24 protein-coding genes and 1 tRNA gene are annotated in these 24749 nt (G+C 66.7%); 8 read left to right on the plus strand and 17 right to left on the minus strand.

Features of this window, described 5'->3' with window-relative positions; all coding sequences use genetic code 11:
• Positions 1-2: 2 nt before the first annotated feature.
• On the minus strand, positions 3-1610 hold the full coding sequence (locus AC1DZQ_RS07720) for a carboxyl transferase domain-containing protein (RefSeq protein WP_476962961.1): 1608 nt from the start codon (positions 1608-1610) through the stop codon (positions 3-5).
• 150 nt (positions 1611-1760) lie between these two features.
• On the opposite strand from AC1DZQ_RS07720, the gene AC1DZQ_RS07725 reads away from it, so the two are divergent.
• On the plus strand, positions 1761-2447 hold the full coding sequence (locus AC1DZQ_RS07725) for an SACE_7040 family transcriptional regulator (RefSeq protein ID WP_476962962.1): 687 nt from the start codon (positions 1761-1763) through the stop codon (positions 2445-2447).
• A 176-nt stretch (positions 2448-2623) separates the two neighbouring features.
• On the opposite strand, the gene AC1DZQ_RS07730 is transcribed toward AC1DZQ_RS07725, so the two are convergent.
• Genes AC1DZQ_RS07730 through pdhA form a run of 3 tightly spaced genes read right to left on the minus strand, consistent with a single transcriptional unit; the run spans position 2624 to position 6221 of the window.
• Positions 2624-4036, minus strand: a complete 1413-nt coding sequence (locus AC1DZQ_RS07730) for a dihydrolipoamide acetyltransferase family protein (RefSeq protein ID WP_476962963.1) — start codon at positions 4034-4036, stop codon at positions 2624-2626.
• A complete protein-coding gene (locus tag AC1DZQ_RS07735) occupies positions 4033-5043 on the minus strand; it encodes an alpha-ketoacid dehydrogenase subunit beta (protein ID WP_476962964.1) in 1011 nt (336 codons plus the stop codon). The genes AC1DZQ_RS07730 and AC1DZQ_RS07735 overlap by 4 nt, the downstream gene beginning before the upstream one ends.
• Positions 5043-6221, minus strand: coding sequence for a pyruvate dehydrogenase (acetyl-transferring) E1 component subunit alpha (pdhA, locus tag AC1DZQ_RS07740; RefSeq protein ID WP_476962965.1), 1179 nt, complete (start codon positions 6219-6221; stop codon positions 5043-5045). The genes AC1DZQ_RS07735 and pdhA overlap by 1 nt, the downstream gene beginning before the upstream one ends.
• Before the next feature lie 195 nt (positions 6222-6416).
• Here pdhA and AC1DZQ_RS07745 point away from each other — a divergent pair, with 195 nt between their 5' ends.
• Entirely contained in the window at positions 6417-6890 is a 474-nt protein-coding gene (locus AC1DZQ_RS07745) for an Lrp/AsnC family transcriptional regulator (RefSeq protein ID WP_476962966.1), read from the plus strand.
• A gap of 135 nt (positions 6891-7025) precedes the next feature.
• The gene (locus AC1DZQ_RS07750) at positions 7026-7772 is read left to right on the plus strand and encodes a hypothetical protein (RefSeq protein ID WP_476962967.1); all 747 of its coding nucleotides are present in this window, start codon (positions 7026-7028) and stop codon (positions 7770-7772) included.
• 89 nt (positions 7773-7861) lie between these two features.
• Here the strand turns inward: AC1DZQ_RS07750 and AC1DZQ_RS07755 are convergent, their stop codons facing one another.
• Complete coding sequence (locus tag AC1DZQ_RS07755; RefSeq protein ID WP_476962968.1) at positions 7862-9478, minus strand: solute symporter family protein; 1617 nt, start codon at positions 9476-9478, stop codon at positions 7862-7864.
• Positions 9475-9855: a DUF485 domain-containing protein gene (locus AC1DZQ_RS07760; RefSeq protein WP_476962969.1), complete on the minus strand. Its 381-nt coding sequence runs from the start codon at positions 9853-9855 to the stop codon at positions 9475-9477. The genes AC1DZQ_RS07755 and AC1DZQ_RS07760 overlap by 4 nt, the downstream gene beginning before the upstream one ends.
• 224 nt (positions 9856-10079) lie before the next feature.
• Here AC1DZQ_RS07760 and AC1DZQ_RS07765 point away from each other — a divergent pair, with 224 nt between their 5' ends.
• From AC1DZQ_RS07765 to AC1DZQ_RS07780, 4 genes are all read left to right on the plus strand, one after another.
• Positions 10080-11297 carry a sensor histidine kinase gene (locus tag AC1DZQ_RS07765; protein WP_476962970.1) on the plus strand — a complete coding sequence of 406 codons (1218 nt, stop codon included), beginning with the start codon at positions 10080-10082 and terminating at the stop codon, positions 11295-11297.
• A gap of 42 nt (positions 11298-11339) precedes the next feature.
• Positions 11340-12059, plus strand: a complete 720-nt coding sequence (locus AC1DZQ_RS07770; protein ID WP_476962971.1) for a LytR/AlgR family response regulator transcription factor — start codon at positions 11340-11342, stop codon at positions 12057-12059.
• 140 nt (positions 12060-12199) lie between these two features.
• On the plus strand, positions 12200-12523 hold the full coding sequence (locus tag AC1DZQ_RS07775; RefSeq protein ID WP_476962972.1) for a hypothetical protein: 324 nt from the start codon (positions 12200-12202) through the stop codon (positions 12521-12523).
• A gap of 31 nt (positions 12524-12554) precedes the next feature.
• On the plus strand, positions 12555-14030 hold the full coding sequence (locus AC1DZQ_RS07780; RefSeq protein ID WP_476962973.1) for a sodium/solute symporter: 1476 nt from the start codon (positions 12555-12557) through the stop codon (positions 14028-14030).
• 17 nt (positions 14031-14047) lie between these two features.
• Here the strand turns inward: AC1DZQ_RS07780 and AC1DZQ_RS07785 are convergent, their stop codons facing one another.
• From AC1DZQ_RS07785 to rpsB, 6 genes are all read right to left on the minus strand, one after another.
• Positions 14048-14674 carry a DivIVA domain-containing protein gene (locus tag AC1DZQ_RS07785; RefSeq protein ID WP_476962974.1) on the minus strand — a complete coding sequence of 209 codons (627 nt, stop codon included), beginning with the start codon at positions 14672-14674 and terminating at the stop codon, positions 14048-14050.
• 31 nt (positions 14675-14705) lie between these two features.
• The gene (locus AC1DZQ_RS07790; RefSeq protein WP_476962975.1) at positions 14706-15626 is read right to left on the minus strand and encodes a phosphatidate cytidylyltransferase; all 921 of its coding nucleotides are present in this window, start codon (positions 15624-15626) and stop codon (positions 14706-14708) included.
• The gene (frr, locus tag AC1DZQ_RS07795) at positions 15626-16183 is read right to left on the minus strand and encodes a ribosome recycling factor (protein WP_476962976.1); all 558 of its coding nucleotides are present in this window, start codon (positions 16181-16183) and stop codon (positions 15626-15628) included. Before frr ends, AC1DZQ_RS07790 begins: the two co-directional genes overlap by 1 nt.
• A 134-nt stretch (positions 16184-16317) precedes the next feature.
• Positions 16318-17055, minus strand: a complete 738-nt coding sequence (gene pyrH / locus AC1DZQ_RS07800; protein ID WP_476962977.1) for a UMP kinase — start codon at positions 17053-17055, stop codon at positions 16318-16320.
• Positions 17056-17207: 152 nt separating this feature from the next.
• Positions 17208-18044 carry a translation elongation factor Ts gene (gene tsf / locus AC1DZQ_RS07805; RefSeq protein ID WP_476962978.1) on the minus strand — a complete coding sequence of 279 codons (837 nt, stop codon included), beginning with the start codon at positions 18042-18044 and terminating at the stop codon, positions 17208-17210.
• Between the two features lie 133 nt (positions 18045-18177).
• On the minus strand, positions 18178-19095 hold the full coding sequence (rpsB, locus tag AC1DZQ_RS07810; RefSeq protein ID WP_476962979.1) for a 30S ribosomal protein S2: 918 nt from the start codon (positions 19093-19095) through the stop codon (positions 18178-18180).
• A gap of 477 nt (positions 19096-19572) precedes the next feature.
• Between rpsB and AC1DZQ_RS07815 the strand changes: the two genes are divergently transcribed.
• Complete coding sequence (locus tag AC1DZQ_RS07815; RefSeq protein WP_476962980.1) at positions 19573-20154, plus strand: M23 family metallopeptidase; 582 nt, start codon at positions 19573-19575, stop codon at positions 20152-20154.
• Positions 20155-20243: 89 nt separating this feature from the next.
• Here AC1DZQ_RS07815 and AC1DZQ_RS07820 read toward each other — a convergent pair whose 3' ends face one another.
• The 5 genes from AC1DZQ_RS07820 to AC1DZQ_RS07840 all read right to left on the minus strand — a co-directional run bounded on the left by AC1DZQ_RS07820 (position 20244) and on the right by AC1DZQ_RS07840 (position 24729).
• On the minus strand, positions 20244-21434 hold the full coding sequence (locus tag AC1DZQ_RS07820; protein WP_476962981.1) for an acyl-CoA dehydrogenase family protein: 1191 nt from the start codon (positions 21432-21434) through the stop codon (positions 20244-20246).
• 211 nt (positions 21435-21645) lie between these two features.
• Positions 21646-21719: transfer RNA gene (locus tag AC1DZQ_RS07825), tRNA-Ile, on the minus strand.
• Between the two features lie 182 nt (positions 21720-21901).
• Positions 21902-23098, minus strand: a complete 1197-nt coding sequence (locus tag AC1DZQ_RS07830; protein ID WP_476962982.1) for a glycosyltransferase — start codon at positions 23096-23098, stop codon at positions 21902-21904.
• A 105-nt stretch (positions 23099-23203) separates the two neighbouring features.
• The gene (locus AC1DZQ_RS07835) at positions 23204-24106 is read right to left on the minus strand and encodes a DMT family transporter (protein ID WP_476962983.1); all 903 of its coding nucleotides are present in this window, start codon (positions 24104-24106) and stop codon (positions 23204-23206) included.
• Positions 24106-24729 (minus strand): CDP-alcohol phosphatidyltransferase family protein, encoded by a 624-nt coding sequence (locus AC1DZQ_RS07840; RefSeq protein ID WP_476962984.1) that lies wholly within the window; start codon positions 24727-24729, stop codon positions 24106-24108. The genes AC1DZQ_RS07835 and AC1DZQ_RS07840 overlap by 1 nt, the downstream gene beginning before the upstream one ends.
• Positions 24730-24749 lie beyond the last annotated feature (20 nt).

Below are 24749 nucleotides of genomic sequence, written 5' to 3' on the forward strand. Positions count from 1 at the left end.
GCTCACATCCGGAACAGGCCGAAGGAGGTCTCCGGCAGCGGGGTGCGGGAGACGACGTCGAGCGCCAGTCCCAGGACGGTGCGGGTGTCCGCGGGGTCGATCACGCCGTCGTCCCAGAGGCGGGCGGTGGAGTAATAGGGGCTGCCCTGGTCCTCGTACTGGGCCTTGATCGGGGCTTTGAAGGCTTCCTCGTCCGCGGCGGACCATTCCTCGCCGCGGGCCTCGTACTGGTCCCGCTTCACGGTGGCGAGCACGCTGGAGGCCTGGTTGCCGCCCATCACCGAGATCCGCGACGCGGGCCACATCCACAGGAAGCGCGGCGAGTAGGCCCGCCCGCACATCGAGTAGTTGCCGGCGCCGAAGGACCCGCCGATCACGACGGTCAGCTTGGGGACCCGGGCGGTCGCGACGGCGGTGACCATCTTGGCGCCGTTCTTGGCGATGCCGCCCTGCTCGTAGTCTTTGCCGACCATGAAGCCGGAGAGGTTTTGCAGGAAGATCAGCGGGATTCCGCGCTGGTCGCACAGTTCGATGAAGTGCGCGCCCTTGAGGGAGGATTCGCTGAACAGCACGCCGTTGTTGGCCACGATGCCCACCGGGTGGCCGTGCAGCTTGGCGAAGCCCGTCACCAGGGTGGTGCCGTAATTCTTCTTGAACTCGTGGAACCGGCTGCCGTCCACCAGCCGGGCGATGACCTCACGCACGTCGTACTGGGCGTTGACGTCCGTGGGAACGGCGCCGTAGAGCTCATCCGGGTCGGCAACGGGTTCGACGGCTGTGTCCACGTCCCAGACCGGCGCGGAAGGCTTCGGCAGGGTGGAGACGATGTCGCGGACGATCTGGAGGGCATGCTCATCGTTCTCGGCCAGGTGGTCCGTGACCCCGGAAATTTTCGAGTGCACGTCGCCGCCGCCAAGTTCCTCCGCCGTGACGATTTCGCCGATCGCGGCCTTCACCAGCGGCGGGCCGCCCAGGAAGATGGTGCCCTGGTTGCGGACAATCACGGTCTCGTCGCTCATCGCGGGAACGTACGCGCCGCCGGCGGTGCAGGAGCCCATCACGGAGGCGATCTGCGGGATCTTTGCCGCGGACATCTTCGCCTGGTTGAAGAAGATCCGGCCGAAGTGTTCCTTGTCCGGGAAGACCTCGTCCTGCTTGGGCAGGAACGCGCCGCCGGAGTCCACGAGGTAGATGCAGGGCAGCCGGTTCTCCAGCGCGATTTCCTGCGCCCGGAGATGCTTCTTCACCGTCATCGGATAGTAGGTGCCGCCCTTGACCGTGGCGTCGTTGGAAATGACCAGCACCTGCCGGCCGTGCACCAGGCCGATCCCGGCGATGACGCCGGCTCCGGGCGAGTCGCCGTCGTACATGCCGTCCGCCGCGAGCGGGGCGATCTCCAGGAAGGGGCTGCCGTCATCGAGCAGCCGGTCGATGCGTTCGCGCGGCAGGAGTTTGCCGCGGGCCACGTGGCGTTCCCGGGACTTTGCCGGCCCGCCCAGCGCGGCTGTGGCGAGCCGTTCCCTCAACTCGCCGGCCAGCCCCAGCTGGGCCTCCCGGTTCGCGGCATAGGCTGTGCTCATCGCATCCACCCGGCTGGCGATTGTCTCCATTGACTGCTTCCGTTCCCTGACCTGCGCGCCGGACCGGCAGCTCAGGCCGCCCGGCTATTTCGGTTAGTACCGCATAACTGAGATTTAGGTTAGTCTCTATTAACTGTGATGTCCAACACAGGGATCATTTTGCAACGAGGGGATGCGCCGGTGACCGAGCCCAGCCAGACCGCCCAGCTTCCGTCAGCCCAGGCAGCCTCGACGCAGGCAGCCTCGACCCAAGCAGCCTCGACACAGCGCAGCCAGGCCAAGGCGAACAGGCGGCAGGCCTTGTTGTCCGCCGCCGCTGCGCTCTTTGCCCTGGAGGGCTTCAACCGCGTTTCCCTGGAGGATCTCGGGGCCGCGGCCGGAGTCAGCGGACCGGCGGTTTACCGCCACTTTGCCGGGAAACAGGCCGTCCTCGGCGCCCTGCTGCTCAGTGTCAGCCAGGACCTGCTCGACGGYGGCCGCAAGGTGGTGGCCGATGCCGACGGCGACCTGGCGGCGCTGGGCGGCCTGGTGCAGTTCCATGTGGACTTTGCCCTGAGCAATCCGGACGTTATCCGGGTCCAGGACCAGGACTTCAGCAACCTGGCCGGCGAGGACCAGGCCGAGGTCCGCACGCTCCAGCGCAGCTACGTTGAACTCTGGGTGGACGTGCTGGCCGGACTGCACAAGGGCACGGAGGCCGCCGAACTGCGGATGCGGGCGCACGCCACGTTCGGCCTGATCAACTCGACCCCGCACTCGGTGCGCAGCCACGGGCGCCGGATCGGCGTCCGCCGGGCCAGGCCGTTGCTGGAAAGCATGGCGCTGGCCGCGCTCCTGGCACCGGCCGCGCCCGAGCCGCTCGGCTAAGCACCCCCACCGCGCAACGCACTCCACGTATCCACCGCGCATGACGGGGGCACTTTGGCGCGGACACGCCGTGAACCAGGGCCCCGCCGTCGAAGATTGCCCTCAAAGTGCCCCCGGACGGCAAACGGCCGGGCACCCATCAGGTGGATGGATGCCCGGCCGCTGACCTGGCGTGCCTAGACCATCGCGAGGACCATGCCCGGATCGGCCAGCATGGTGCCGAGGTCCTGGAGGAACCGTGAGCCCTGCTCGCCGTCGACCAGGCGGTGGTCGAAGGAGAGGCTCAGCGTCATGACCTGGCGCAGGGCGACCTCGTCCTTGTACTCCCACGGCATCTTCCGGACCGCGCCGAGGGCCAGGATGGCGGCCTCGCCCGGGTTCAGGATGGGCGTGCCGGCGTCAATGCCGAAGACGCCGATGTTCGTGATGGAGATCGTGCCGCCGGAGAGCGCCTCAGGGCTGGTCTTCCCGGCCCGGGCAGTGTCCGTCAGTTCCGTCAGGGCGGTGGAGAGATCCATGAGGGACATCCGGTCCGCGTCCTTGATGTTCGGAACCGTCAGCCCCCGGGGGGTCGCGGCCGCAATACCCAGGTTCACATAGTTGAACTGGACGATCTCCTGGTTGGCCTCGTCCCACCGGGCGTTGAGCGTCGGGTGGTTGCGCAACGCAATCAGCACCRCCTTGGAAACGAGGGTCAGCGGAGTGAGCTTGTACCCGGCGAACGCGCGGCTGGCCTTGAGCCGTGCCAGCAACTCCATGGTGGGCGTAACGTCGACGGTCAGGAACTCGGTGACGTGCGGTGCGGTGAAGGCACTGGCCACCATTGCGGCGGCCGTGAACTTCCGCACGCCCTTGATCGGCGTGCGGGTCTCCCGCTCGCCCCCCGCCTGGACAAACCCAGCGGCCTGCGCCCCAACTGACTGCGCAGGCGCGCCGGCGGGTGCCTGGGCGGCCGCGGGAAGGTCCCCGCCGCCGACGAAGTTCAGCACGTCGTTCCGGGTGATCAGCCCGTGCTCCCCCGTACCTGTTATAGCTTCGAGGTCGACGCCGAGATCCTTGGCCAGCTTGCGCACCGGCGGTGTGGACCGCGGGCGCTCACCCGGCGCGGCGGCGGCCGGCTGGGTTTCGACCGGCTTAGCAGCACGGACGGGTGCCACCGGCTCAGCTGCGCGGACCGGTGCCACCGGCTCGGCGGCGACGGAAGAGGCCGGGGCCGCGAAAGTGCGGGTGCGCCGGGCGGGCCGGCCCGAGGCTTCGAGGACGGCGCCGTAGCCCACGAGGTTCGGCTCACGCTTAGCGGCTGCGGCCCCGTCCGCGCCGGAACCGCCGGCGCCGTCGTCCTCAATCTCGAAGGAGACGATCGGCTTCCCGACCTCCACCACGGTGCCGGGCTGTTCGTGCAGGACCGCGACGACGCCGGCAAACGGCGAGGGCAGTTCGACGACGGCCTTGGCCGTCTCCACCTCGGCGATGATCTGGTTGAGGGTGACGGTATCCCCGACGGCGACCTTCCAGGCGACGATTTCCGATTCCGTCAGTCCTTCGCCGAGGTCCGGGAGCCTGAATTCCTTGATCATAGTGGCGCTCATCCTTCCAGCCCGCTGAGGGAGTTGGGGCGGCCGAGGGCACGGTCGACGCCGTCGAGAATCCTGTCAAGGCCCGGCAGGTGGTGCATTTCCAGCTTGGAGTACGGGTACGGAACGTCGAAGCCGGTCACGCGGACGGGCGCGGCTTCGAGGTGGAAGAAGCAGCGCTCGGTGATGCTAGCGGCGACTTCGGCGCCGAGGCCGCCGGACTGGCTCGCCTCGTGCGTGATGACCAGCCGGCCGGTCTTGCGGACCGAGGCCTCCAGGGTGGCGAAGTCCAGTGGTGCCAGCGAGCGGAGGTCGATGACCTCAACCGAGATGCCTTCGTCGGCGGCCGCCAGGGCGGCGTCGCGGGCGGTCTTGACCAGCGGGCCGTAGGCCACGAGGGTGACGTCCCTGCCCTCGGTGACCACGCGGGCCTTTTCCATGGACAGGGCAGTGCTGAGGTCGACGGTCTCGTCCACCTCGCCCTTGTCGTGGTACCGCCGCTTGGGCTCGAAGTACAGGACGGGATCATCGGAGGCGATGGCCTGCTGGATCATGGTGTAGGCGTCCTGGGGGTTGGACACGCTGATCACGCGCAGCCCCGAGGTGTGGGTGAAGTAGGCCTCGGGCGATTCCGAGTGGTGCTCCGGGGAGCCGATGCCGCCGCCGAACGGGACGCGGATGGTGATGGGCATCTTGACGGCGCCCTGGGTGCGGTAGTGCATCTTCGCGACCTGGCTGACGATCTGGTCGAACGCCGGGTAGATGAACCCGTCGAACTGGATCTCCACTACCGGGCGGTAGCCTCGGTATGCCAGGCCGACGGCGGTGCCCATGATGCCCGACTCGGCGAGCGGGGTGTCCACGACGCGGTGTTTCCCAAAGTCTTTCTGCAGCCCGTCCGTGACCCGGAAGACACCGCCAAGGGCGCCGATATCCTCCCCCATCAGGACCACCTTGGGATCGTTTTCGAGGGACTTGCGCAGGCCCGAATTGATGGCTCGGGCAAAGGTCATCTGCGTCATCAGCGTGCACCTTCTTCAGAAGCGGCTTCTGCGGGATCGCCGAAGGAAGCCAGGTAACGGGAGTATTGCTCCTGCTGGCGGTCCAGCCAGGAGTTAGGCGTGCTGTACACGTGCTTGAAGATATCCAGCGGCTGCGGCTCGGGCATGTTGATGGTGCCGGCCCGGAGTTCCTTGGCCACGGCGTCGGCTTCCGCGGCGACGGCGGCCTCGAGGTCCGCGGTCAGCAGTCCCTTGCGCTCCAGCAGCGATTTCATCCGGCTGATCGGGTCCTTGGCGGCCCAATCCTCGAGCTCGTTGGCATCACGGTAGCGGGTGGGGTCATCCGCCGTCGTGTGCGGGCCCATCCGGTAGGTCACGGCCTCGATGAAGGTGGGGCCGCCGCCGCGCCGGGCGCGGTCAAGGGCAATGCGGGTGGCTGCCATGACGGCGAGGACATCGTTGCCATCGACCCTCATGCTGGGGATGCCAAAGCCTGAGGCACGGTCCGCAAGCTGGATGTGGGACTGCAGCCGGACCGGCTCGGAGATGGCCCAGTGGTTGTTCTGGCAGAAGAAGACGACCGGTGCCTGGAAGCTCGCGGCGAAGACCATGGCTTCGTTGACGTCGCCTTCGCTCGTGGCGCCGTCGCCGAAGTAGGCCACGGCGACGCAGTCGGCGCCGTCGTTCTGGATGCCCATGGCGTAGCCCGTGGCGTGCAGGCTCTGCGCACCGATGATGATCTGCTGGGTGGCAACGTTGACGGTGAACGGGTCCCAGCCGGCGGAGGCGTTGCCCCGCCAGGCGCGGACGAGGTCCTCCGGCTTCACTCCCCGGCAGTAGGCGACGCCGTTGTCGCGGTAGCTCGGGAAGACAAAGTCGTCTTCGCGCAGTGCGCGGGCCGAGCCGATCTGGGATGCTTCCTGGCCGAGCAGCGGGGGCCAGAGTGCCAATTCGCCCTGCCGCTGGAGGGCAGTGGCTTCAGCATCGATCCGGCGGATGACCACCATGTCCTCATAGAGCGAGCAAAGCTGCTCGTCGCTGACGTCCTGGAGCCAGGAATCGAACTCCGGATGGCTGATGCGCTCGCCCGCCGGAGTGATGAGCTGGACGAGATCGCCGCCCGTCCGCCTCGTTGAATCTTCACTGTTTCCGGGGCCCCCGGCGGCAATGCCGCCCTTGCCCGCGTCGTCGGTAAACACTGTTGTCCGCACCTTCTGACGTCGTCTGACCGGAACTCGCAGGACTCGTGATCCCACGGCGCGCCAGCCGCCCGGGCGCCGTTGCCCCGGATATTTGTGACCCTACTCACAATGCTCATCGGGTACAACCGCCCGTAATAATGTTGAGCATTATGCACTGTTTGACACTCCCCAACCGTGCTAATCTTGCGCATTATGCAACCCTTGGATGGCACTGACACCCGCCTGCTTTCAGCCATGGCGCGGGATCCCCGGCGGACCGTGGTTGCCCTCGCCCAGAAGCTGGGACTCTCGCGCAACACGGTGCAGGCCAGGATGGCCCAGCTGGAGAAGAAGCACGTGTTCCTCTCCTTTGAGCGGCGGATCAATCCGGTGTCCCTGGGGTACCCGCTGATGGCTTTCATCTCCGTCCACGTCCAGCAACAGAAGCTCGGACCACTCGCCGTGGAGCTCGCCGGGATTCCGGAAATCCTAGAGGGCTACGGGCTGACGGGCTCGGCCGATCTGCTCCTGCGGGTGGTGGCGCTCGACGCCGAGGACCTCTTCCGGATCAACGGCAAGATCCTGGCCTGCGACGGCGTGGACCGGACCGATACCGCTCTGGCGATGGGCGAGCTGATCCCGTTCCGGATCCAGCCCCTGCTGGAGCGCGGATCCGCAGATAACTGATCTCCTTTGCATCTGTGCCGTGGGCGGCCGCGGCGCTAGGCTGTGTCCGTTGGGCCCCCCTGAGTCCTTGGGTCCGCGCACGCGGCCCAGTGCAACAGGCAGTGGCTTGTCTGGACTGCCGGAAAGGCTTGAACCGTGAGCAGTCCCGAGGAACCGCACCGCCCGGTACCGCCGCAGCCCGGGCATGAGCCTGCAGCCGGCCACCCGGCGCCCGGTCAGGCCCCCGTTCCGTACTATGCGGCCCCACCCGGGCCACCCGCCAACGGCGCGGCACCCGACTACCCGCCACCCAACAACCCGCCACCTGAGAATGGCGCGCCAGCCAACTACCCGCCACCCGCGAACGGCGCACCACCCAACTACCTGCCACCTGCGAACGGCGCACCTACGAACTACGGAGGGCCGGGGCAGCCGCCGCCATACTACGGCGGCCCGGCCCAGCCGCCCCCGAAAAAGAGCCGCAAGGCCCTGTGGATCGTGCTCGGGATCGTCGGCGGTGTCCTCCTGCTGGTAGCGGCCGGCGTCGTCATCCTCCTCAGCTTTGTGGGCGGAGCCACCAATCAGGCCCGGGGCGTCGCGGACGAATTCACGAAGCTGATCATCGCCGGCGAGGTCAGCACCGCCTACGAGAAGTACCTGGATCCGGCCCTCATGCAGAAGATTTCCCCGGAGGAGTTCGCCGCGGGGGTGCAAAGCCTGGAGCTGGACGGCAGCTGCAAACCAAACTTTTCAAGCCTCAACGTCAGCTCCAACAACGGCGCCAACGCGGCCGACGTCGCGGGATCGATCGACTGTGACACCAAGCATGTCGAGCTGGTCTACCGCTTCGAGGGCCGCGACGAGCTGAAGATGGTGAACATTCGGCTGCGACCGCAGCGCTGACCTCAGAAAACTTCCTCACAGCCGGCGCCCGGCCAACAGAGGAGCTCCCGTGCTGCGGCACGGGAGCTCCTGCCGTTGGGGCGGCCTTCCTAGTGGTTGGTGGCCTTTTCGGCACCCACACCGGTCAGGGAACGGACCTCCATTTCGGCCTGCTTGGTGGCGTCTTCCTTCCGCTTGTCCAGGACGGTGCCGAGCCAGCCGAGGAAGAACGCGAGCGGGATGGAGACAATGCCCGGATTGCTCAGCGGGAAGACCGCGAAGTTGGCGCCGGGGATCATCGACGTCTTGGCCCCGGACACCACCGGGGAGAGCGCAATCAGGATGATGGCCGCGGACAATCCGCCGTACATGCTCCACAAGGCTCCCTGGGTGGTGAACCGGCGCCAGAACAGCGAGTAGAGGATGGTCGGAAGATTGGCGGAGGCCGCCACGGCGAAGGCGAGCGCCACGAGGAACGCGACATTCTGTCCGTTGGCGAAGATGCCGCCCGCGATGGCCAGCAGGCCGATCACCACCACGGTGCGGCGGGCGACCTTGACCTCGGTGCCGGCGTCGGCCTTGCCCTTGGCGATCACGCTGGCGTAGATGTCGTGCGCGAAGGATGCCGCCGCGGTAATGGTGAGGCCGGCGACGACGGCCAGGATCGTGGCGAAGGCCACCGCGGAGATGAAGCCGAGCAACAACGGTCCGCCCAGGTGGAAGGCGAGCAACGGCGCGGCCGAGTTGACGCCGCCCGGGGCAGCCTTGATGGTGTCAGCACCCACCAGTGCAGCTGCGCCGTATCCCAGGACCAGGGTGAACAGGTAGAAGATGCCGATGAGCCAGATGGACCACACGACCGACTTGCGGGCTTCCTTTGCTGTCGGCACCGTGTAGAAGCGCATGAGCACGTGCGGCAGGGCCGCGGTGCCGAGCACGAGGGCCAGGCCGAGGGACAGGAAGTCGATCTTGGAAGTCTCGGTCTTGCCGTACTGCAGTCCCGGGTTGAGCATGTTCGGGTTCTTTGAGGTCTCCACTGCGCCGCCGAGCAGGTCGGAGAGGTTGAAGCCATAAATCGCGAGGACCCAGAACGTCATGACGGCGGCGCCGGCAATCAGGAGCATGGCCTTGATGATCTGGACCCAGGTGGTGCCCTTCATCCCGCCGATCAGCACATACATGATCATCAGGGCGCCGACCACGATGATCACCAGGGCTTGTCCGCCCCAATCGCTGATGCCCAGGAGCAGGGAGATAAGGCTGCCGGCACCGGCCATCTGCGCCAGCAGGTAGAAGAAGCAGACTGCCAGCGTGGAGATGGCGGCCGCGATGCGCACGGGGCGCTGCTTGAGCCGGAAGGACAGGACATCGGCCATGGTGAACTTGCCGGTGTTGCGCAGCAGTTCGGCGACCAGCAGCAGGGCCACGAGCCAGGCCACGAGGAAGCCGATGGAGTACATGAAGCCGTCGTAGCCGTTGATGGCGATGGCGCCGGTGATGCCCAGGAAGGATGCCGCGGAGAGGTAGTCGCCTGCGATCGCCGTGCCGTTCTGCGGGCCCGTAAAGGAGCGCCCGGCAGCGTAGTAGTCGGCCGCCGTCTTGTTGTTGCGGCTGGCCTTGATCACTATCACCATGGTGATCGCGACGAAGAGGGCGAAGATGCCCATGTTCAGCAGGGTGGTGTCTTTGAGGTCGGCGACATTGACCGCGGGAACCATGAGTGTCATTTTGTTGTCCCCCCTACCGGGTTGCCGTGCTTGTCGAATTCGTGGCCTTCGATTTCCTGGCGGATTTCGGCGGCAATGGGGTCGAGCTTGCGGTTCGCGTAGCTGACGTACCATCCGGTGATGGCGAACGTGGAGACGAACTGCAGCAGGCCCAGGATCAGGCCGATGTTGATGTTGCCCCAGACCTTGGTCGACATGAAGTCCACCGCGTAGTCGGCCAGCAGGACGTAGGCGAAGTACCAGAGCAGGAAGGCAATGGACAACGGGAAGACAAAGCTGCGGTGACGTTTGCGCAGTTCCTTGAACTGCTCCGTCGATTGGACTTCCTTGAAGTCCACGGCCGCCGCTGCGTCCGTTTCTTGGGCGTCGTGACCCATCGGTTCCTCCTCATTGAGACTGGTGAGCCCACACCGGCTGCCGTGGTCTCGCGGGACACCGCATACAACCCCTCAAGCCAATGTGACTGCAATCACTGTGTACGTTGGGGCCGGTGCGTTCCAGAACCTGCGCCACCTGCGTCGCCCAGCGGCGCCCATGCTGCGCCAAACGGCGCCCCCGGACGCCGAATGGAGCCGGCCGGCCCCGACGGTAGGCTGGCACCATGCCGGACTCTCCCCTGCTCACCGCCGCCGCAGTCGCGGTGATTGCCCTGGCGATCACTGCCGTCGTCGCCGTGGGGCTCAAGGTCCTCCGATCCTTCCGGGACCTCGGCACCGATGCGGAGCGGGCCACCTACCAGACGCTGCATGCCGCATCCCGTGCCGGCCAGCACCTGCGGACCGGCCTGAACCCGGCCGGCGCGGCCAAGGCCAGCAAGCAGTTACGCAGCCTCCTGGGCTGCGACGCCCTGGCCATCACCGATACAACCGGCGTGCTCGCGTGGGACGGCGCCGGCGAGGAGCTCAAGCCTGCCCTGATGGGACTCGCAGCCAAAGTGCTCGACGGCGGCCACCTCGCCGTGATTCCGGCGGGCGAACGCCAACTGCAAGCCGCAGGCGACGGCGGCCGGACGCTGACGCCGGAGGTGGAGCGCGCCGTCGTGATCGCCCCGATCAAAGCCGGCACCCGCGTGGTCGGCGTGGTCGCCGCCTTCGCACCCGCCGCCGGCGCCGGACTGGTCCGTGCCACCGGCGAGGTGGCCGACTGGGTGGCCACCCAGGTGGAACTCGCCGAACTCGATGCCTCCCGCACCCTCTTGATGGAGGCCGAAGTCCGGGCACTCCGCGCCCAGATCAGCCCGCACTTCATCTACAACTCGCTCAACGCGATCGCCTCCTTCATCAACACGGATCCAGTACGGGCGCGCGAGCTCGTGGTGGAGTTCGCCGACTTCACCCGCTACTCCTTCCGCCGCCACGGGGACTTCACCACCCTGGCCGAGGAGCTGCGCTGCATCGACCGCTACCTGCTCCTGGAACGGGCCCGGTTTGGCGACCGCGTGCAGGTGAGCCTGCGGATCGCCCCGGAGGTCCTGAGCACCGTGATCCCCTTCCTGAGCCTGCAGCCGCTGGTGGAAAACGCGGTCCGGCACGGGCTTGAAGCCAAAGAGGGGCCGGGCCACATCTCCATCACGGCGAACGACTCGGGCGCGTTCGCCGAGGTGACGATCGAGGACGACGGCGTGGGCATTGACCCGGAGCAGCTGCGCTCCGTCCTGGCCGGGCACAGCGACGGCGATCACGTGGGGCTCCGCAACGTCGACGCCCGCCTGCGGCAGGTTTACGGGGATGACAACGGCCTCGTGATCGAGACGGCACCGGGCGAAGGCACCCTGATCACGATGCGCGTCCCCAAGTCCCAGCCCCGGCACGACGCCTGAGCCGGGATGCCCGCGGCAGTACGCGGCAGTAGGCTAGGGCCCATGATTAACGTCCTCGTCGCCGACGACGAGCTCCCCGCCGTCGAGGAACTGGCCTTCCTGCTCGGCAGGGACGACCGGGTCGGCACCATCCACCGCGCCTCCTCGGGCACCCAGGCCCTGCGGGCGCTCGAGGCCGAAGAAGTCGACGCCGTCTTCCTCGACATCCACATGCCGGCGCTGTCCGGGCTGGACATTGCCCGGGTCATTTCCCGCAGCGCCCGGCCACCTGCCGTGGTCTTCGTGACCGCGGACGAGGACTGCGCGCTGGAGGCCTTCGAGCTCGCGGCCGTGGACTACCTCCTCAAGCCCGTGCGCGCCGAACGGCTGGCGAAATCGATCGGCCGCATCTGCGAGCTGCTCAAGGACGGTGCCCCGGCGCCGGAAATGATCACCGTGGACCTGGGCGGGACCACCAAGATGATCCGGCGCGACGACGTCACGTACGTCCAGGCGCAGGGCGACTATGCGCGGCTGCACACCGCGGAGGCGAGCTACCTCATCAGGGTTCCACTGGCCGACCTCGAGCAGCAGTGGGCCGACGCCGGGTTCCTCCGCGTCCACCGCTCCTACCTGACCGCGCTGAGCCACATCAGCCACATGAAGCTTGCCGCGGCGCGGCCCAGCGTCACCGTGGCCGGCGCCGAACTGCCGATCAGCCGCCGGCTCCTGCCCGCGGTCCGGGAAAAGCTCGAAGCCAGCCGTATCCGGCCGCAGGCATGACGCGGGTCCGGGTCACGGCCCCCCGGACCGTCAAGGCAGGCAGCGTCACATCGGGCAACGGCAGATCGGGAAGCGTCACACCAAACAGCTCCGCCCCGAAGAGTGCCGCCCCAAGCAATGCTGCACCGAACAGTGCCACATTGAACGGCGGGCGCTCCGCGGCGGCCCCGTACGAGGCGGCAGAGGAATCCGACGCCGGACAGTTGTTCGTCCGCTCCCTCATCCGGTCCCAGCTCCGCCTGGGCCTCGTGGTGGGCCTGGGTTTCCTGCTGATCCTGCTCGCCTTCCCGCTCCTGCTGGGGCTGGTCCCGGGTCTGGCGGACTCCACCATTGCCGGGCTGCCTTTCGACTGGGTCCTGCTGGGTGTCGGCATCTATCCCGTGATCGGTCTCAGCGCCTGGCTGTACGTGCGGACCGCTGCCAGGAATGAGGCCCGCTACCGGGACCTCGCCGGCGACAAGTGAGGGACAGCGGCAGGGGCCGGGTGAGCGGAACGTGAACCCCGTCGTCGGGGTGGCTGCGTTCGCCGCCGTCTCGCTCGCCACGGCCGTCATAGGTTTCTACGGGTTGCGGGTCTCCCGCACCACCGGGGACTTCTACGTGGCATCCCGGACTGTCAAGCCGTGGTGGAATGCCTCGGCGATCGGCGGCGAGTACCTCTCCGCCGCGAGTTTCCTGGGGGTCGCCGGGCTGATCCTGCTCTCCGGCACCGATGCTCTGTGGTACCCGGTGGGTTACACGGCCGGCTACCTGATGCTGCTCCTGTTCGTCGCTGCTCCCCTGCGGCGCTCCGGCGCCTACACGATTCCGGATTTCACCGAGGCACGCCTCGATTCGCGCGCCGTCCGCCGCGTCACGAGCCTGGTGGTGGTCCTGGTCGGCTGGCTCTACATCGTCCCCCAGCTCCACGGTGCCGCCCTGGCAATCCGGATCACCACGGGCCTGCCGGCCTGGGTGGGCCCGGTGGCTGTGGTCGGCGTCGTATGCATCACCGTGGTGGCGGGCGGGATGCGCTCCATTACGTTCGTCCAGGCATTCCAGTACTGGCTCAAGCTGACAGCGCTGGCGGTGCCAATCGTGTTCCTGCTGTTTGTGCTGGGCGGCGGCGACTCCGTCGCGGCGGAGTCGATGTCATCCAGCACAGCAAATCCGACGTCGCTGGCTCCCGCAGGTCCGTATCAGATCATTTCGCTGCTGGTGGCCTTGCTCTTTGGAACGCTCGGGCTGCCGCACGTGCTGGTCCGTTTTTACACCAACCCGGACGGGCAGTCCGCCCGGCGCACGACGCTGATTGTCCTGGGCCTGCTGTCGGTCTTCTACTTGTTCCCGACGGCGTACGGCGTCCTCGGCCGCATGTTCGCCCCCGACCTTGCCCAGAGCGGCCAGGCCGATGCCCTGGTGCTGCTGCTGCCCGGCCGGATGATTGGCGGGGTGGCCGGAGACCTGCTGACGGCGCTTGTGGTGGCCGGGGCGTTCGCGGCGTTCCTGTCGACGACGTCCGGCCTGGTGGTCTCCCTCGCCGGCGTGATCAGCCAGGACCTGTTCGGCGGCAGCGTCCGAGGCTTCCGGCTGGCGGCACTGGTCTCGGCCATAGTCCCGCTGGGGATCGCCTCGATGACCGAATCGCAGGCGCTGGCCGGCAGCGTGGGGCTCGTGTTTGCCTTTACCGCGTCCACGATCTGCCCGGTCCTGCTGCTGGGCATCTGGTGGCGGGGACTGACGGACGCCGGGGCAATCGCCGGCATGGCGACCGGCGGCGTGCTCTGCGGCAGCGCGATGGTGGCCGGCTCGGTGCTGGGTGCTGCGCAGACGCCGTCGTGGCTGGCGCAGCCCGCCGCCTGGACGGTCCCGGCCGCTTTCGCCGTCACGGTACTGGTGTCCCGGGCCACGCGGGGCCGCGTGCCCCGGACCACGACGCGCCTCATGACCCGGCTACACACCCCGGAACGGCCGCTCGCGACGGAACGCTGACCCGGCGTCGGGCGTGACTAGTCGATGGCCGCCATGAGCTCAACCGCGCGCTCCAGGAACGCATCGACCTGGCTTTCCTCGTAGCCCTCCCGGCCCACGGCGGGACGGAACACGGCACGCCGGACGTTGTCCACGCTCAACGGCTGGTCCTCCTCGAGGTAGCCGATCAGCTCGTGGCACAAGTCATCAACATCGGTGGTGTTGTAGCTGCGGGCCTTGGGCTTGGACGGGCGCCGGAAGCGCTGGCCGTCCGGGCGGTGCAGGCGCCCGCGCAGGACGCCCGCGAGCCGGCCGATTTCGCGCAGCCAGGCTTCCTCGCCGCGTTCGGCAACCAGCTCATCGCGCTCACGCCGGGCGAGGGCGTCTTCGAGCCGGTCCAGCGCGGCATCCACGCCGGCGGCGGTGTAGCCGCCCTTCACGGGATCGAAGGAAACGGCGCGGACGTCCGAGCTCTTGATGGCGCGGGAGGCCGAGGACGGAGTTTCAAATGACACCCGTGCGCGCTGCAGGAAATCGTCGACCTGCCTGGCGTTGTAGCCATACTGGTTCCGCTGCACGCGGTCAAAAGACGCAGGAATCTGCCGTTGAATGTCCACTGTTACTTTGTTCCTTTGATGCCGTTCGGCTGGTTTGCTCGGCACCATTCTAGGCGCCGGAAGTGCTGGTCCGGTGCTTCTAGGCGGCCGTGAGGGCCGAGAACAGGATGAACGCCACCGGCGAGGCGAAGACAATCGAGTCCAGGCGGTCCATGACGCCTCCGTGACCGGGGAGGATGCTGCTCATGTCCTTGATGCCGAGCTCGCGCTTGACCATCGATTCGGCGAGGTCGCCGGCGGTGGCGGCTGCCACCATGCCCACAGCGAGCACGACGCCGAACCACCACGGCTCGCCCAACACGAAGATCATGGCGAGCACGCCCACGATGACGGCCCCGGCGATGGATCCCGCGAAGCCTTCCCAGGTCTTCTTGGGGCTGATCTTGGGGGCCATCGGATGCTTGCCCAGGGATGCGCCCACGAGGTAGCCGAAGGTGTCGTTGGCCACCACCAGGAGCAGCAGGGTCGCGATCTGCCACGCACCCGGCGGGATCACCCCGCCAGGCCACAGGCCCACCGGCGTCTCGCCGTCGGGCGTGTGCAGCAGCAGGGTCGCAAAGCTGATCAGGAACGGCACCCAGGACAGGGTGAAGACCCCCGCGAAGATGCTCCGCGCCGAACCGGCGGCGCCTTCCAGCGTCCGCCACAGCAGCACCGCCACGCTGGTGACGAGCATGGCGAAGAGCAGGCTCTCGAGGCCGCCGAAGTACGCGGCGATCGGCATGCCGACCGTGCCGACCATCACCGGGACGATCGGCAGGCGGGTGCCCGCAGCTTCAAGCGCGCGGAAGATTTCCCAGACGCCGAAGACCGCGAAGGTGGCGGTCACCAGGACGAAGCCCAGCGGGAGGAACAGCAGGCCGCCGAGGACGCACACCAGCATGCCAACGCCCACCACGGTGGCGGCGGGCAGATTCCGGCCCGCTTTGGGCGTCGGGTTTTCTCGCTGCTTCCCCCGCCTCCGGGCGCGCGGCCCGGAGGCCTCCTGTGCCTGATTCATCAGACCTCGAGCAACTCAGCTTCCTTGCGCTTGAGCAGCTCGTCGATCCCGTCCACGTGCGCCTTCGTCATGGCGTCGAGTTCCTTCTCGCCGCGCGCGCCTTCGTCTTCGCCGGCGTCGCCGTCCTTGACGAGCTTGTCCAGCGTTTCCTTGGCCTTGCGGCGGATGTTGCGGATGGACACCTTCGCGTCCTCACCCTTGGACTTGACGATCTTGACGTATTCCTTGCGGCGCTCGGCCGTCAGGTCCGGGATGGTGATCCGGATGACGTTGCCGTCGTTGGAGGGGTTTGCTCCCACCTCGGAGTCGCTGAGGGCACGTTCGATGTCGCGCAGGGCGGTCTTGTCAAACGGCGTGATGAGGATGGTGCGGGCGTCCGGGATGGCGAAGGAGGCCAGCTGCTGCAGCGGCGTGGGTGAGCCGTAGTAGTCCACCAGGACCTTGTTGTAGAGGCCCGGGTTGGCGCGGCCGGTACGGATCGAGGCGAAGTCTTCCTTGGCTACTTCAACCGCCTTGTCCATCTTGTCCCCGGCTTCGAGCAAGGTTTCTTCGATCACGATCTCTCCTCAGAAATTGGTGCGTCCCGGGGGCCGGGGCGCGGCACGTCTTCTTGGTGCGCCTGATGTATTCCGCCTGGCGCCTGTGTCTTCCGCCTGGCGGCGGAAAGGTCCTGAAAACATCCTAGCCGTTGCTAGGGGGTGACGACGGTGCCCAGGTCTTCGCCCCGGATGGCGCGGGTGACGTTGCCCTCGCCTTCCATGCCGAAGACCACCATGGTGAGGTTGTTGTCCTTGCACATGGTCATCGCGGTCTGGTCCATCACGCGGATGTCGCGACGGAGCGCGTCGTCGTAGCTGAGGCGGTGCAGCTTCTCCGCCGTCGGGTCCTTTTTCGGGTCGGCGGTGTAGACGCCGTCGACGCCGCTCTTGGCCATCAGGACGACGTCGGCGTGGACCTCCAGGGCACGCTGGGCGGCCACGGTGTCCGTGGAGAAGTACGGCAGCCCGGCGCCGGCGCCGAAGATGACAACCCGGCCCTTTTCCATGTGGCGGATGGCGCGGCGGGGAATGTAGGCCTCGGCGACCTGGCCCATGGTGATGGCGCTCTGCACGCGGGTTTCCACCCCGGCCTGCTCCAGGAAGTCCTGGAGCGCGAGGCAGTTCATGACGGTTCCGAGCATGCCCATGTAGTCTGCGCGGGAGCGGTCCATGCCGCTCTGGGACAGTTCGGCGCCGCGGAAGAAGTTGCCTCCGCCGACGACGATTGCGACCTCGACGTCGGGAACTGCGGCGGCGATCTGCTTGGCCACGCCACGGACGGTATCCGGGTCGACGCCCAGTTTCCCACCGCCGAAGACCTCGCCGGAGAGCTTCAAGAGGACGCGGCGCCTGTTCTTCTTTGGCTGGGCTGAAGTGGTGACGGTTTCCATGGTGCCTTCCCGTTGGTGAACTCTGAGTTAGGTTATCGTGCTGGGCGCCCAAGGCGGCATTCCGGCCGTGACCGGGACCGGTGCCTCACGGGTGCATGCAAAAGGGGTGGCCACCGTGGTGACCACCCCCTTAGCGTGTCTGGCTAGTCTGACTAGGAACCGACGCGGAAGCGCGTGAAGGCAGTTGCCTTGACGCCGGCCTCTTCGAGGACCTGTGCGACAGACTTCTTGGCATCCTTGGCGAATGCCTGGTCAACGAGGACCTCGCCCTTGTAGAAGCCGGTAACGCGGCCTTCGACGATCTTGGTCATCGCAGCCTCGGGCTTGCCCTCGGCCTTGGCGGTTTCCTCGGCGATGCGGCGCTCGGACTCGACGAGCTCGGCCGGAACGTCCTCACGGGTGAGGTAGTTCGGGGACATCGCGGCGACGTGAACGGCGACGTCGTGGGCTGCGGTGGCAGCGGCTTCGCCTTCGCCGTCAACAGCGAACAGCACGCCGACCTGGGCCGGGAGGTCCTTGGAGGTCTTGTGCAGGTAAGCGTCGACCGTAGCGCCCTCGATGCGGGAGATGCGGCGGACAACAACCTTCTCGCCCAGAACAGCGCCCTCTTCGATGACGACCTCGGACAGCGGCTTGCCGTTGACGTCGGTGGCCAGCAGAGTCTCGAGGTCGGCGGCGCCGGACTCAACGGCCACGGCCAGGACCTTGTCGGCCAGCTGGATGAACTTGTCGGCTTTGGCCACAAAGTCGGTCTCGCAGTTGACTTCGATCATCACGCCGACGCCGTTGGCGACCTTGGCAGCAACCAGGCCTTCAGCGGTGGAGCGGCCTTCGCGCTTGGTGGCGCCCTTCAGGCCCTTGATGCGGATGATTTCGATGGCCTTCTCGGCGTCACCGTTGGCTTCGTCAAGAGCCTTCTTGACATCCATCATGCCGGCGCCGGTGCGCTCACGCAGAGCCTTGATATCAGCGGCAGTGTAGTTCGCCATGTGAACCCCTCTGTCTAGAAATTTATGTGGTGTACGGACCGACAGGACGGCTGCTCACCGAGTGAGCGGCCATCCTGTCGGTACCCCCTATGCAGCTGAGCGCATGTGGGGAGATCCAGATTTACTTGTCTGACTACTTGGCTTCGTCGGCGGCCGGAGCCTCTTCAGCAGCCGGTGCCTCTTCGGCAGCCGGAGCAGCCTCGGCAGCCGGAGCCTCTTCAGCAGCCGGTGCCTCTTCAGCAGCCGGAGCAGCTTCGGCGGCGGGCGCTGCAGCAGCTTCAGCCTTGTTGCCTTCGAGGAGCTCGCGCTCCCACTCGGCCAGCGGCTCTTCCGGAGCTTCCGTGGTGCCGGTGGCGCGCTGGTTACGGGCGATGAGGCCCTCAGCAACGGCGTCGGCGACAACGCGGGTCAGCAGGTTGACGGAGCGGATGGCGTCGTCGTTACCCGGGATCGGGAAGTCGACTTCGTCGGGATCGCAGTTGGTGTCCAGGATGGCCACAACCGGGATGTTCAGCTTCTTGGCCTCGTCGACAGCAAGGTGTTCCTTCTTGGTGTCAACGATCCACAGCGCGGACGGCGCCTTGGTCAGGTTGCGGATACCACCGAGGTTGGTTTCCAGCTTGGTGAGTTCGCGGCGAAGGAGCAGCAGTTCCTTCTTGGTGTAAGCCGAACCGGCGACGTCGTCGAAGTCGATCTCTTCGAGTTCCTTCATGCGCTGGATGCGCTTGGAGACCGTCTGGAAGTTGGTCAGCATACCGCCGAGCCAACGCTGGTTGACGTACGGCTGGCCAACGCGGGTGGCCTGCTCGGCGATGGATTCCTGCGCCTGCTTCTTTGTGCCGACGAAGAGAACGGTGCCGCCGTGTGCAACGGTGGCCTTCACGAACTCGTAGGCACGGTCGATGTAGGACAGCGACTGCTGCAGGTCAATGATGTAGATACCGTTGCGCTCCGTGAAGATGAAGCGCTTCATCTTCGGGTTCCAACGGCGGGTCTGGTGTCCAAAGTGGACGCCGCTGTCAAGCAGCTGGCGCATAGTTACGACGGGCATGCCGACGCTCCTTCCGGCAGGTCATTCATGAGAGAGCCCATGGCCCTCTTACCCTGCCAATAGTTGACGGTTGTTTAGCATTCGCCCGGGGCGGGCGTTGCTCCTGGCATCCACTGCACTTCCCATCCGCGCCACATGGACATGCCATGTGGAACGGACCGCAGGAGGCGCAGTCCACCGCATCGGAAGTTTCAGGCTTCTTTTGAGGAGGGCTGGATACGCGTAGTCAGCTGCTGCTCCCCCGCACCCCTGAATGAGGCGTGCCGGCTTCGGCAATCACGTATTATCGCGATTTACAAGCGTGAGGGCACAGCAAACTGCTCCACCAAGTGTACTACAGCGCCCCCGCCCCGGAGGACGGTTTTCGCCCTGCCTCGGGGCGGGGTTCCGGGGCTTTGGCGGGGGTCGGCAGGCACCTTATCCACATAGCCATGGCGGGAGATTCCGCCCAGGGTGCCGCCGCGGCAGGCTGGGGCCATGAAGCTCCCCCTTGGCCTGGCGGCATTGCTCCTGGCGCTGTCCCCCATCCCCGCAGATTCCATCGCCGCCGGCGCCCATTCCGTCTCCACCGGCGCCGCCGAGATTTCGTTTTCCCCCGGCCGGGGCTCCCCGAGGGCAGGGCCAGTCCCGGCACCTGCCTGGAGCTGGCCGCTCAGCCCGCGGCCGGCGGTGCTGCGTGCCTTCGATCCCCCGGCCAGGCCGTGGCTCAGCGGTCACCGCGGTGTCGATATTGAGGCGGCCTTCGACGGCGCCCCGCTCATGGCGCCGGCCGCGGGGACGGTGAGCTTTGTCGGGACGGTGGTGGACAGGCCGGTCATTACGATCGATCACGGCAACGGGCTGCGCAGCAGTTTCGAGCCGGTGGCAAGTTCACTGACGGCGGGGTCCGCCGTGGCCGAGGGCGAAGTCCTGGGGCACGTGCAGACCGGCCACTGTGGCCCGGCGCCGCCCTGCCTCCATTGGGGCGTCCGCCGCGGCGAAGACTATGTCAACCCGCTGGCGTTCGTGATGGACCTGAGGCCTTCTGTCCTGCTCCAGCCCCTGGAGGCCGGCCCGTGATGCCGCCTTTGATTCCGTTGACGCCGCCTTTGGTGCACGGCTCGCCCGTCCGCGCGCGCCGGACAGCCGCGGCGGTTGTTCGGCGTGTTTTAGACGATCGCGGAAATGCCCGTGATCGCCCGGCCGGTGACCAGGGTATTGATTTCGTGCGTGCCCTCGTAGGAGTAGATGGCTTCGGCGTCCGCAAAGACTTTCGCCATCTCGAAGTCCGTCACGATGCCGTTGCCGCCGAGGATGCTCCGGCCCAGGGCCACACTTTCGCGCATGCGCGCGGTGGTGAACGCCTTGGCCAGGGCGGATTGCTCGTCCTTGGCTTCCCCAGCGTCCTCCAGCTGAGACAGCCTCACCATCATGCCCATGGAGCTGACCGCGTTGCCGAGGATCTGCACGAGCTGGTGCTGGATCAGCTGGAAGGAGGCAATCGGCCGGCCGAACTGGCTGCGTTCCACGGCGTAGCGCCGGGCGACGTCGAAGGCCGCGAGCTGCTGGCCCACCGCCTGCCAGGCCACGGCCAGGCGGGTGACTTTCAGGACCTTGTTCGTGTCGCGGAAGCTGTTGGCGTTGGCGAGCTTGAAGAACTCCGGCACCACCACGTTATCGAGCGTGATGTCGGCGTTCTGAACCGTGCGCAGCGAGATCTTGTTCTCGATCTTCACGGCACTGTACCCCTCAGTCTTGGTGTCCACGAGGAACCCCTTGACCTGGTTGTCGTCGACGTCGCGGGCGTAGATGACCACCCAGTCTGAGAAGGTCGCGTTGCCGATCCAGCGCTTGGCACCATTGAGGATCCACTTCCCGCCGTCACGCCGTGCCGTGGTGCGCGTACCGCCGGCGACGTCGGAGCCGCCAAGCGGCTCGGTGAGGCCGAAGGCGCCGATCTTCTTGAGCGAGTAGATATCGGGAAGCCACGCGTCCTGCTGCTCTTGGGAGGCAAGGGCTTCGATGGAGCCGGTGAAGAGCCCGTCATGGACGCCCATGAACGTCGCGATCGACGTGTCGGCGCGGGTGGCCTCGGCATGCAGGATTCCGGCGAAGAGGTTCGAGTAGCCCTGCCTCCGGACCGGGCTGACCAGGTCGATTTCGGCCAGCTTCGGGATCAGCTCCATGGGGAACTCCGCGCGATTCCAGCAATCGACGGCGATCGGCCTGACCTCGCGGGTGAGGAACTCGCGGACTTCGGCCAGCCTGTCCTGCTCCTTGGCGCTGAGCAGTTGCTCGAACGCGAAGAAATCGCCATCGGCGTAGGGCAGGTTCTGGATGTCGATGGCAGCTTTGGGCATGGTGTTCCTTCACTCGTGATCAGCGGGGACCAAAAGGACGCGGGCTTCGCGTCGGCGATATGTTACTCATGAGTAACATATCGCAGTGTGGAGACGCCTGCAAGCGCCGGGCACCACTATTACCCCGACAAAAAAGGAGCCGTGGCCGACGTCGGACGTCAGCCACGGCTCCCGTGGATGCGGACCCGGATAAGGGGGTGCCGCAGGATTGTAGGGCTACTCGGACTTGAACCGAGGACCTTAGGATTATGAGTCCCGCGCTCTAACCAGCTGAGCTATAGCCCCATGCGCCCGGAACCACGCCTGCCCCGCGGGGGCCGGATTGGTTCCGGGCAAAAATACTCTAGCAATAGTAGACGCATCACGCGTGCACGCAGCCACCGGCCAACGCCGGCCTAGCGGAACTGAACCGAAACCGGTTGGACTGGACGGGTTCGGCGTGGGCGCCTTTGTGCCAGGCGGCTTGCCTAAAGGACCAGGTCGTCGTAGCTGGCGCCCCGGTAGATGTCCTCAAACGTCTGCAGCGTGCGTGCGATCCCGTGGCTTTCCACCATTTCGCGGCTGGTCTTGCCCATCGCATTACGCTCATGGTCCGGCAGCGAGAACAGGCGCGTCAGCTTGGCGGCGAGATCGTCGCTGTCGTTGGGGGTAAAGAGGTAGCCGTTTTCCCCGTCGCGGACCAGGTGCGGCAGCGCCATGGCGTTGGCCAGGAGGACCGGCGTCGACGCCGACATCGCCTCCAGGGTCACGAGGGACTGAAGTTCCGCCGTGCCGGGCATGCAGAACACGTCGGCCGTGATGTAGGCCTTCCGAAGCTCGGCGTCGCTGGCCAGGCCGAGGAACCTGACGCGGTCCGTCAGTCCGAGCCGGGCGACCTGTGCTTCGAGGGCAGGGCGGACTTCGCCGCCGCCGACGATTTCAAGGTGGATGTCCAGGTCCTTGGGCGTCTTGGCGACGGCGTCGATCAGGACGTCCACGTGCTTCTCCTCCGCCAGCCGGCCGGCGAAGAGTGCAGTGGGGCTGGGGTGGCGTTCCACCGTTTCGTCGGGATGCAGCTCGTAGGCTGCGGCGTCGATGCCGTTGGAGAGGGGCAGGACCTTGCGGAGGAAAGCGTGCTGGTGCATGGCTTTGGCGGCAAGCGGTGTGGGTGTGGTCACAACGTCGGCCTGGCCCATGACCTTGCCCATGTCCCGCCACGAGATCCGGCCCACGATGTCTTTGAACCATTGCGGGAACGGCAGGAAGGGGTTCAGGTTTTCCGGCATGAAGTGGTTGGTCGCCACCACCCGGATGCCGCGCTTCACGGCCTCGTACAGGACGTGCTCGCCGATCATGTAATGGCTCTGGATGTGCACCACGTCCGGCTGGATGCGGTCGAACAACAACCCGATTTCTTTCTTGATCTCCCAGGGGAAGGTGACCCGGAAGTACTCGTGCGTGGGCACGGAGTGGGAGCGCAGACGGTGGACGGTGGCCTCGTCGCTGAACTCGCTGTAACTCGGGCCCTTGCCCGGGCGGCACGCCAGGACGTGGACCTCGTGACCGCGGGCTGTCATCCCCTTGGCCAGGCGGTAGCCGAACTGGGCGGCGCCGTTGACGTGGGGCGGGTACGTGTCAGCGGCAATCAGAATGGTCAGCGGAGGCTGGTTGTCGGACTTGGTCACGTGTAGTGCTCCTGGTGGTCGCTGTGCGGGCAGCTGGTTCAAAGGTGGCCGGCTGGCCATCGGCGCGCGGGCGCCGGGCCTGCAGCCGAAGTCTGGGCTGACGCCCTAGGACCTGCCCGCAGCCTTCCGCGCGTCCTTCTTGCGCTTGGTGACTTCCGGGTGGTGTCTGGAAAGGGCTATGACTCCCACGATAGCAAGTGATGCGGCCGTCCCCATGGCGACAGCCATCACAGGCTGGACGTCGGGACGCAGTTCTCCCAGAATCACGATCCCGATCGCAATGCCCACAATGGGGTCGATCACGGTCAAACCGGCAATCACGAGGTCCGGCGGTCCGCCGGAGTAGGCATTCTGCACAAACCACGATCCCAGAACGCCTGCCGCCACAATTGCCACGGCGCTGTACCACGGCACATTCAGCAGGAACTGCCCGTTCGAGTCCAACAGATGCCGGCCGATGATGCGGGTCAGGACCGCCACGAAGCCGAACAGAACGCCGGCGCCGAGAATGTAGACGAAGGCGCTCATGCGGTGTCTGAACACGACGGCGAGCGTTCCGAAGAGCCCGACCGCCAGGGCCAGGAGCAGCACGATGGTCAGCTCGTCCGAGCTGCTGACGTTGTGGTTCTCCTGGGTGACGTTGACGGCCAGCACCACGAAGAGTGCCGAACCTGTCACGCAGAGCGAGATGGCCACGATGGTGGCCCGGTTCAGGCTCAGGCCCTGGTCCTTGGTGTTGACCACGGTGGTGATGACCAGGGCGATCGCACCGATTGGCTGCACCACCGTCAACGGGGCCATGACGAGGGCGACGGCGTTCATCCCCATCCCGACGCATAGCAGCATGAACCCGAAAACCCAGCGCGGATTGCGCGCGAGCCGGACCAGGCCGTGGGTGCTCAGCGAGAGGCCGCCGGTATCGGCCTTGACCGCGCTGCCCTGGCGCTGGGCGCCAAAGGCCAGGCAGAAGGCGCCGAGGACCGCAAGCAAAACCGCAAACCAGACCATCAGCGGGCGCCGCCGTCGTGCGCGCGAAGCTGCCTGCCCTTGCCGATGATGGCCCAGACGTAGTTATAGGCCGCGATCCAGTGCCCCACGAGGCCCAGGCCCAGGAAGATCCAGGCGACGGTGGCGTAGACGTCCGCGCCGGGCACCGGCAGTTTGGACAGCACCAGCAGCGGGGTGCCCACCAACAGCAGGCCGGTCCGGATCTTTCCGATGCGGCTCACCGGCAGGTCCGGGTGGCCGTGGAAATAGAACAGTGACAGGGCCAGCAGGACCGCGTCAGGGATTAGCAGCGCGGCGAGATACCACCACTCGACGACGCCGGCGATCACGAGGGTCACGGCCACGGCGATCAGCGAGAGCCTGTCGGCAATGGGGTCCATGACCCGTCCGAGGTTGGACATCTGGTTGAAGCGGCGGGCGATATAGCCGTCCACCCAGTCGGTGCCGGCCATGATGGCGAGCACGAGGGCGCCGTAGCCGTATTTGTGCTCGGAGAGGACGAGCCAGATGAACAGGGGAACACCAAGGAACCGCACCACGGTCAGGACATTTGGAACCGTGAAGACCGCGTCGCGGTGGACGAGGGGTTGCCCGGGGCGGGCGCCAGCGCCGATGAACTTCATCGATTCCCCCCTTCCGTGGA

This window comes from Arthrobacter sp. P1_C12_2 (genome assembly GCF_056406415.1).

Excerpts from the sequence above, each read along its gene's own strand:
- AC1DZQ_RS07720 (WP_476962961.1), bottom strand. The coding sequence starts at position 1,610 with ATGGAGACAATCGCCAGCCGGGTGGATGCGATGAGCACAGCCTATGCC.
- AC1DZQ_RS07735 (WP_476962964.1), bottom strand. The coding sequence starts at position 5,043 with ATGACGCAGATGACCTTTGCCCGAGCCATCAATTCGGGCCTGCGCAAG.
- AC1DZQ_RS07745 (WP_476962966.1), top strand. The coding sequence starts at position 6,417 with ATGCAACCCTTGGATGGCACTGACACCCGCCTGCTTTCAGCCATGGCG.
- AC1DZQ_RS07755 (WP_476962968.1), bottom strand. The coding sequence starts at position 9,478 with ATGACACTCATGGTTCCCGCGGTCAATGTCGCCGACCTCAAAGACACC.
- AC1DZQ_RS07760 (WP_476962969.1), bottom strand. The coding sequence starts at position 9,855 with ATGGGTCACGACGCCCAAGAAACGGACGCAGCGGCGGCCGTGGACTTC.
- AC1DZQ_RS07765 (WP_476962970.1), top strand. The coding sequence starts at position 10,080 with ATGCCGGACTCTCCCCTGCTCACCGCCGCCGCAGTCGCGGTGATTGCC.
- AC1DZQ_RS07770 (WP_476962971.1), top strand. The coding sequence starts at position 11,340 with ATGATTAACGTCCTCGTCGCCGACGACGAGCTCCCCGCCGTCGAGGAA.
- AC1DZQ_RS07785 (WP_476962974.1), bottom strand. The coding sequence starts at position 14,674 with ATGGTGCCGAGCAAACCAGCCGAACGGCATCAAAGGAACAAAGTAACA.
- AC1DZQ_RS07790 (WP_476962975.1), bottom strand. The coding sequence starts at position 15,626 with ATGAATCAGGCACAGGAGGCCTCCGGGCCGCGCGCCCGGAGGCGGGGG.
- pyrH (WP_476962977.1), bottom strand. The coding sequence starts at position 17,055 with ATGGAAACCGTCACCACTTCAGCCCAGCCAAAGAAGAACAGGCGCCGC.
- tsf (WP_476962978.1), bottom strand. The coding sequence starts at position 18,044 with ATGGCGAACTACACTGCCGCTGATATCAAGGCTCTGCGTGAGCGCACC.
- rpsB (WP_476962979.1), bottom strand. The coding sequence starts at position 19,095 with ATGCCCGTCGTAACTATGCGCCAGCTGCTTGACAGCGGCGTCCACTTT.
- AC1DZQ_RS07815 (WP_476962980.1), top strand. The coding sequence starts at position 19,573 with ATGAAGCTCCCCCTTGGCCTGGCGGCATTGCTCCTGGCGCTGTCCCCC.
- AC1DZQ_RS07820 (WP_476962981.1), bottom strand. The coding sequence starts at position 21,434 with ATGCCCAAAGCTGCCATCGACATCCAGAACCTGCCCTACGCCGATGGC.
- AC1DZQ_RS07835 (WP_476962983.1), bottom strand. The coding sequence starts at position 24,106 with ATGGTCTGGTTTGCGGTTTTGCTTGCGGTCCTCGGCGCCTTCTGCCTG.
- AC1DZQ_RS07840 (WP_476962984.1), bottom strand. The coding sequence starts at position 24,729 with ATGAAGTTCATCGGCGCTGGCGCCCGCCCCGGGCAACCCCTCGTCCAC.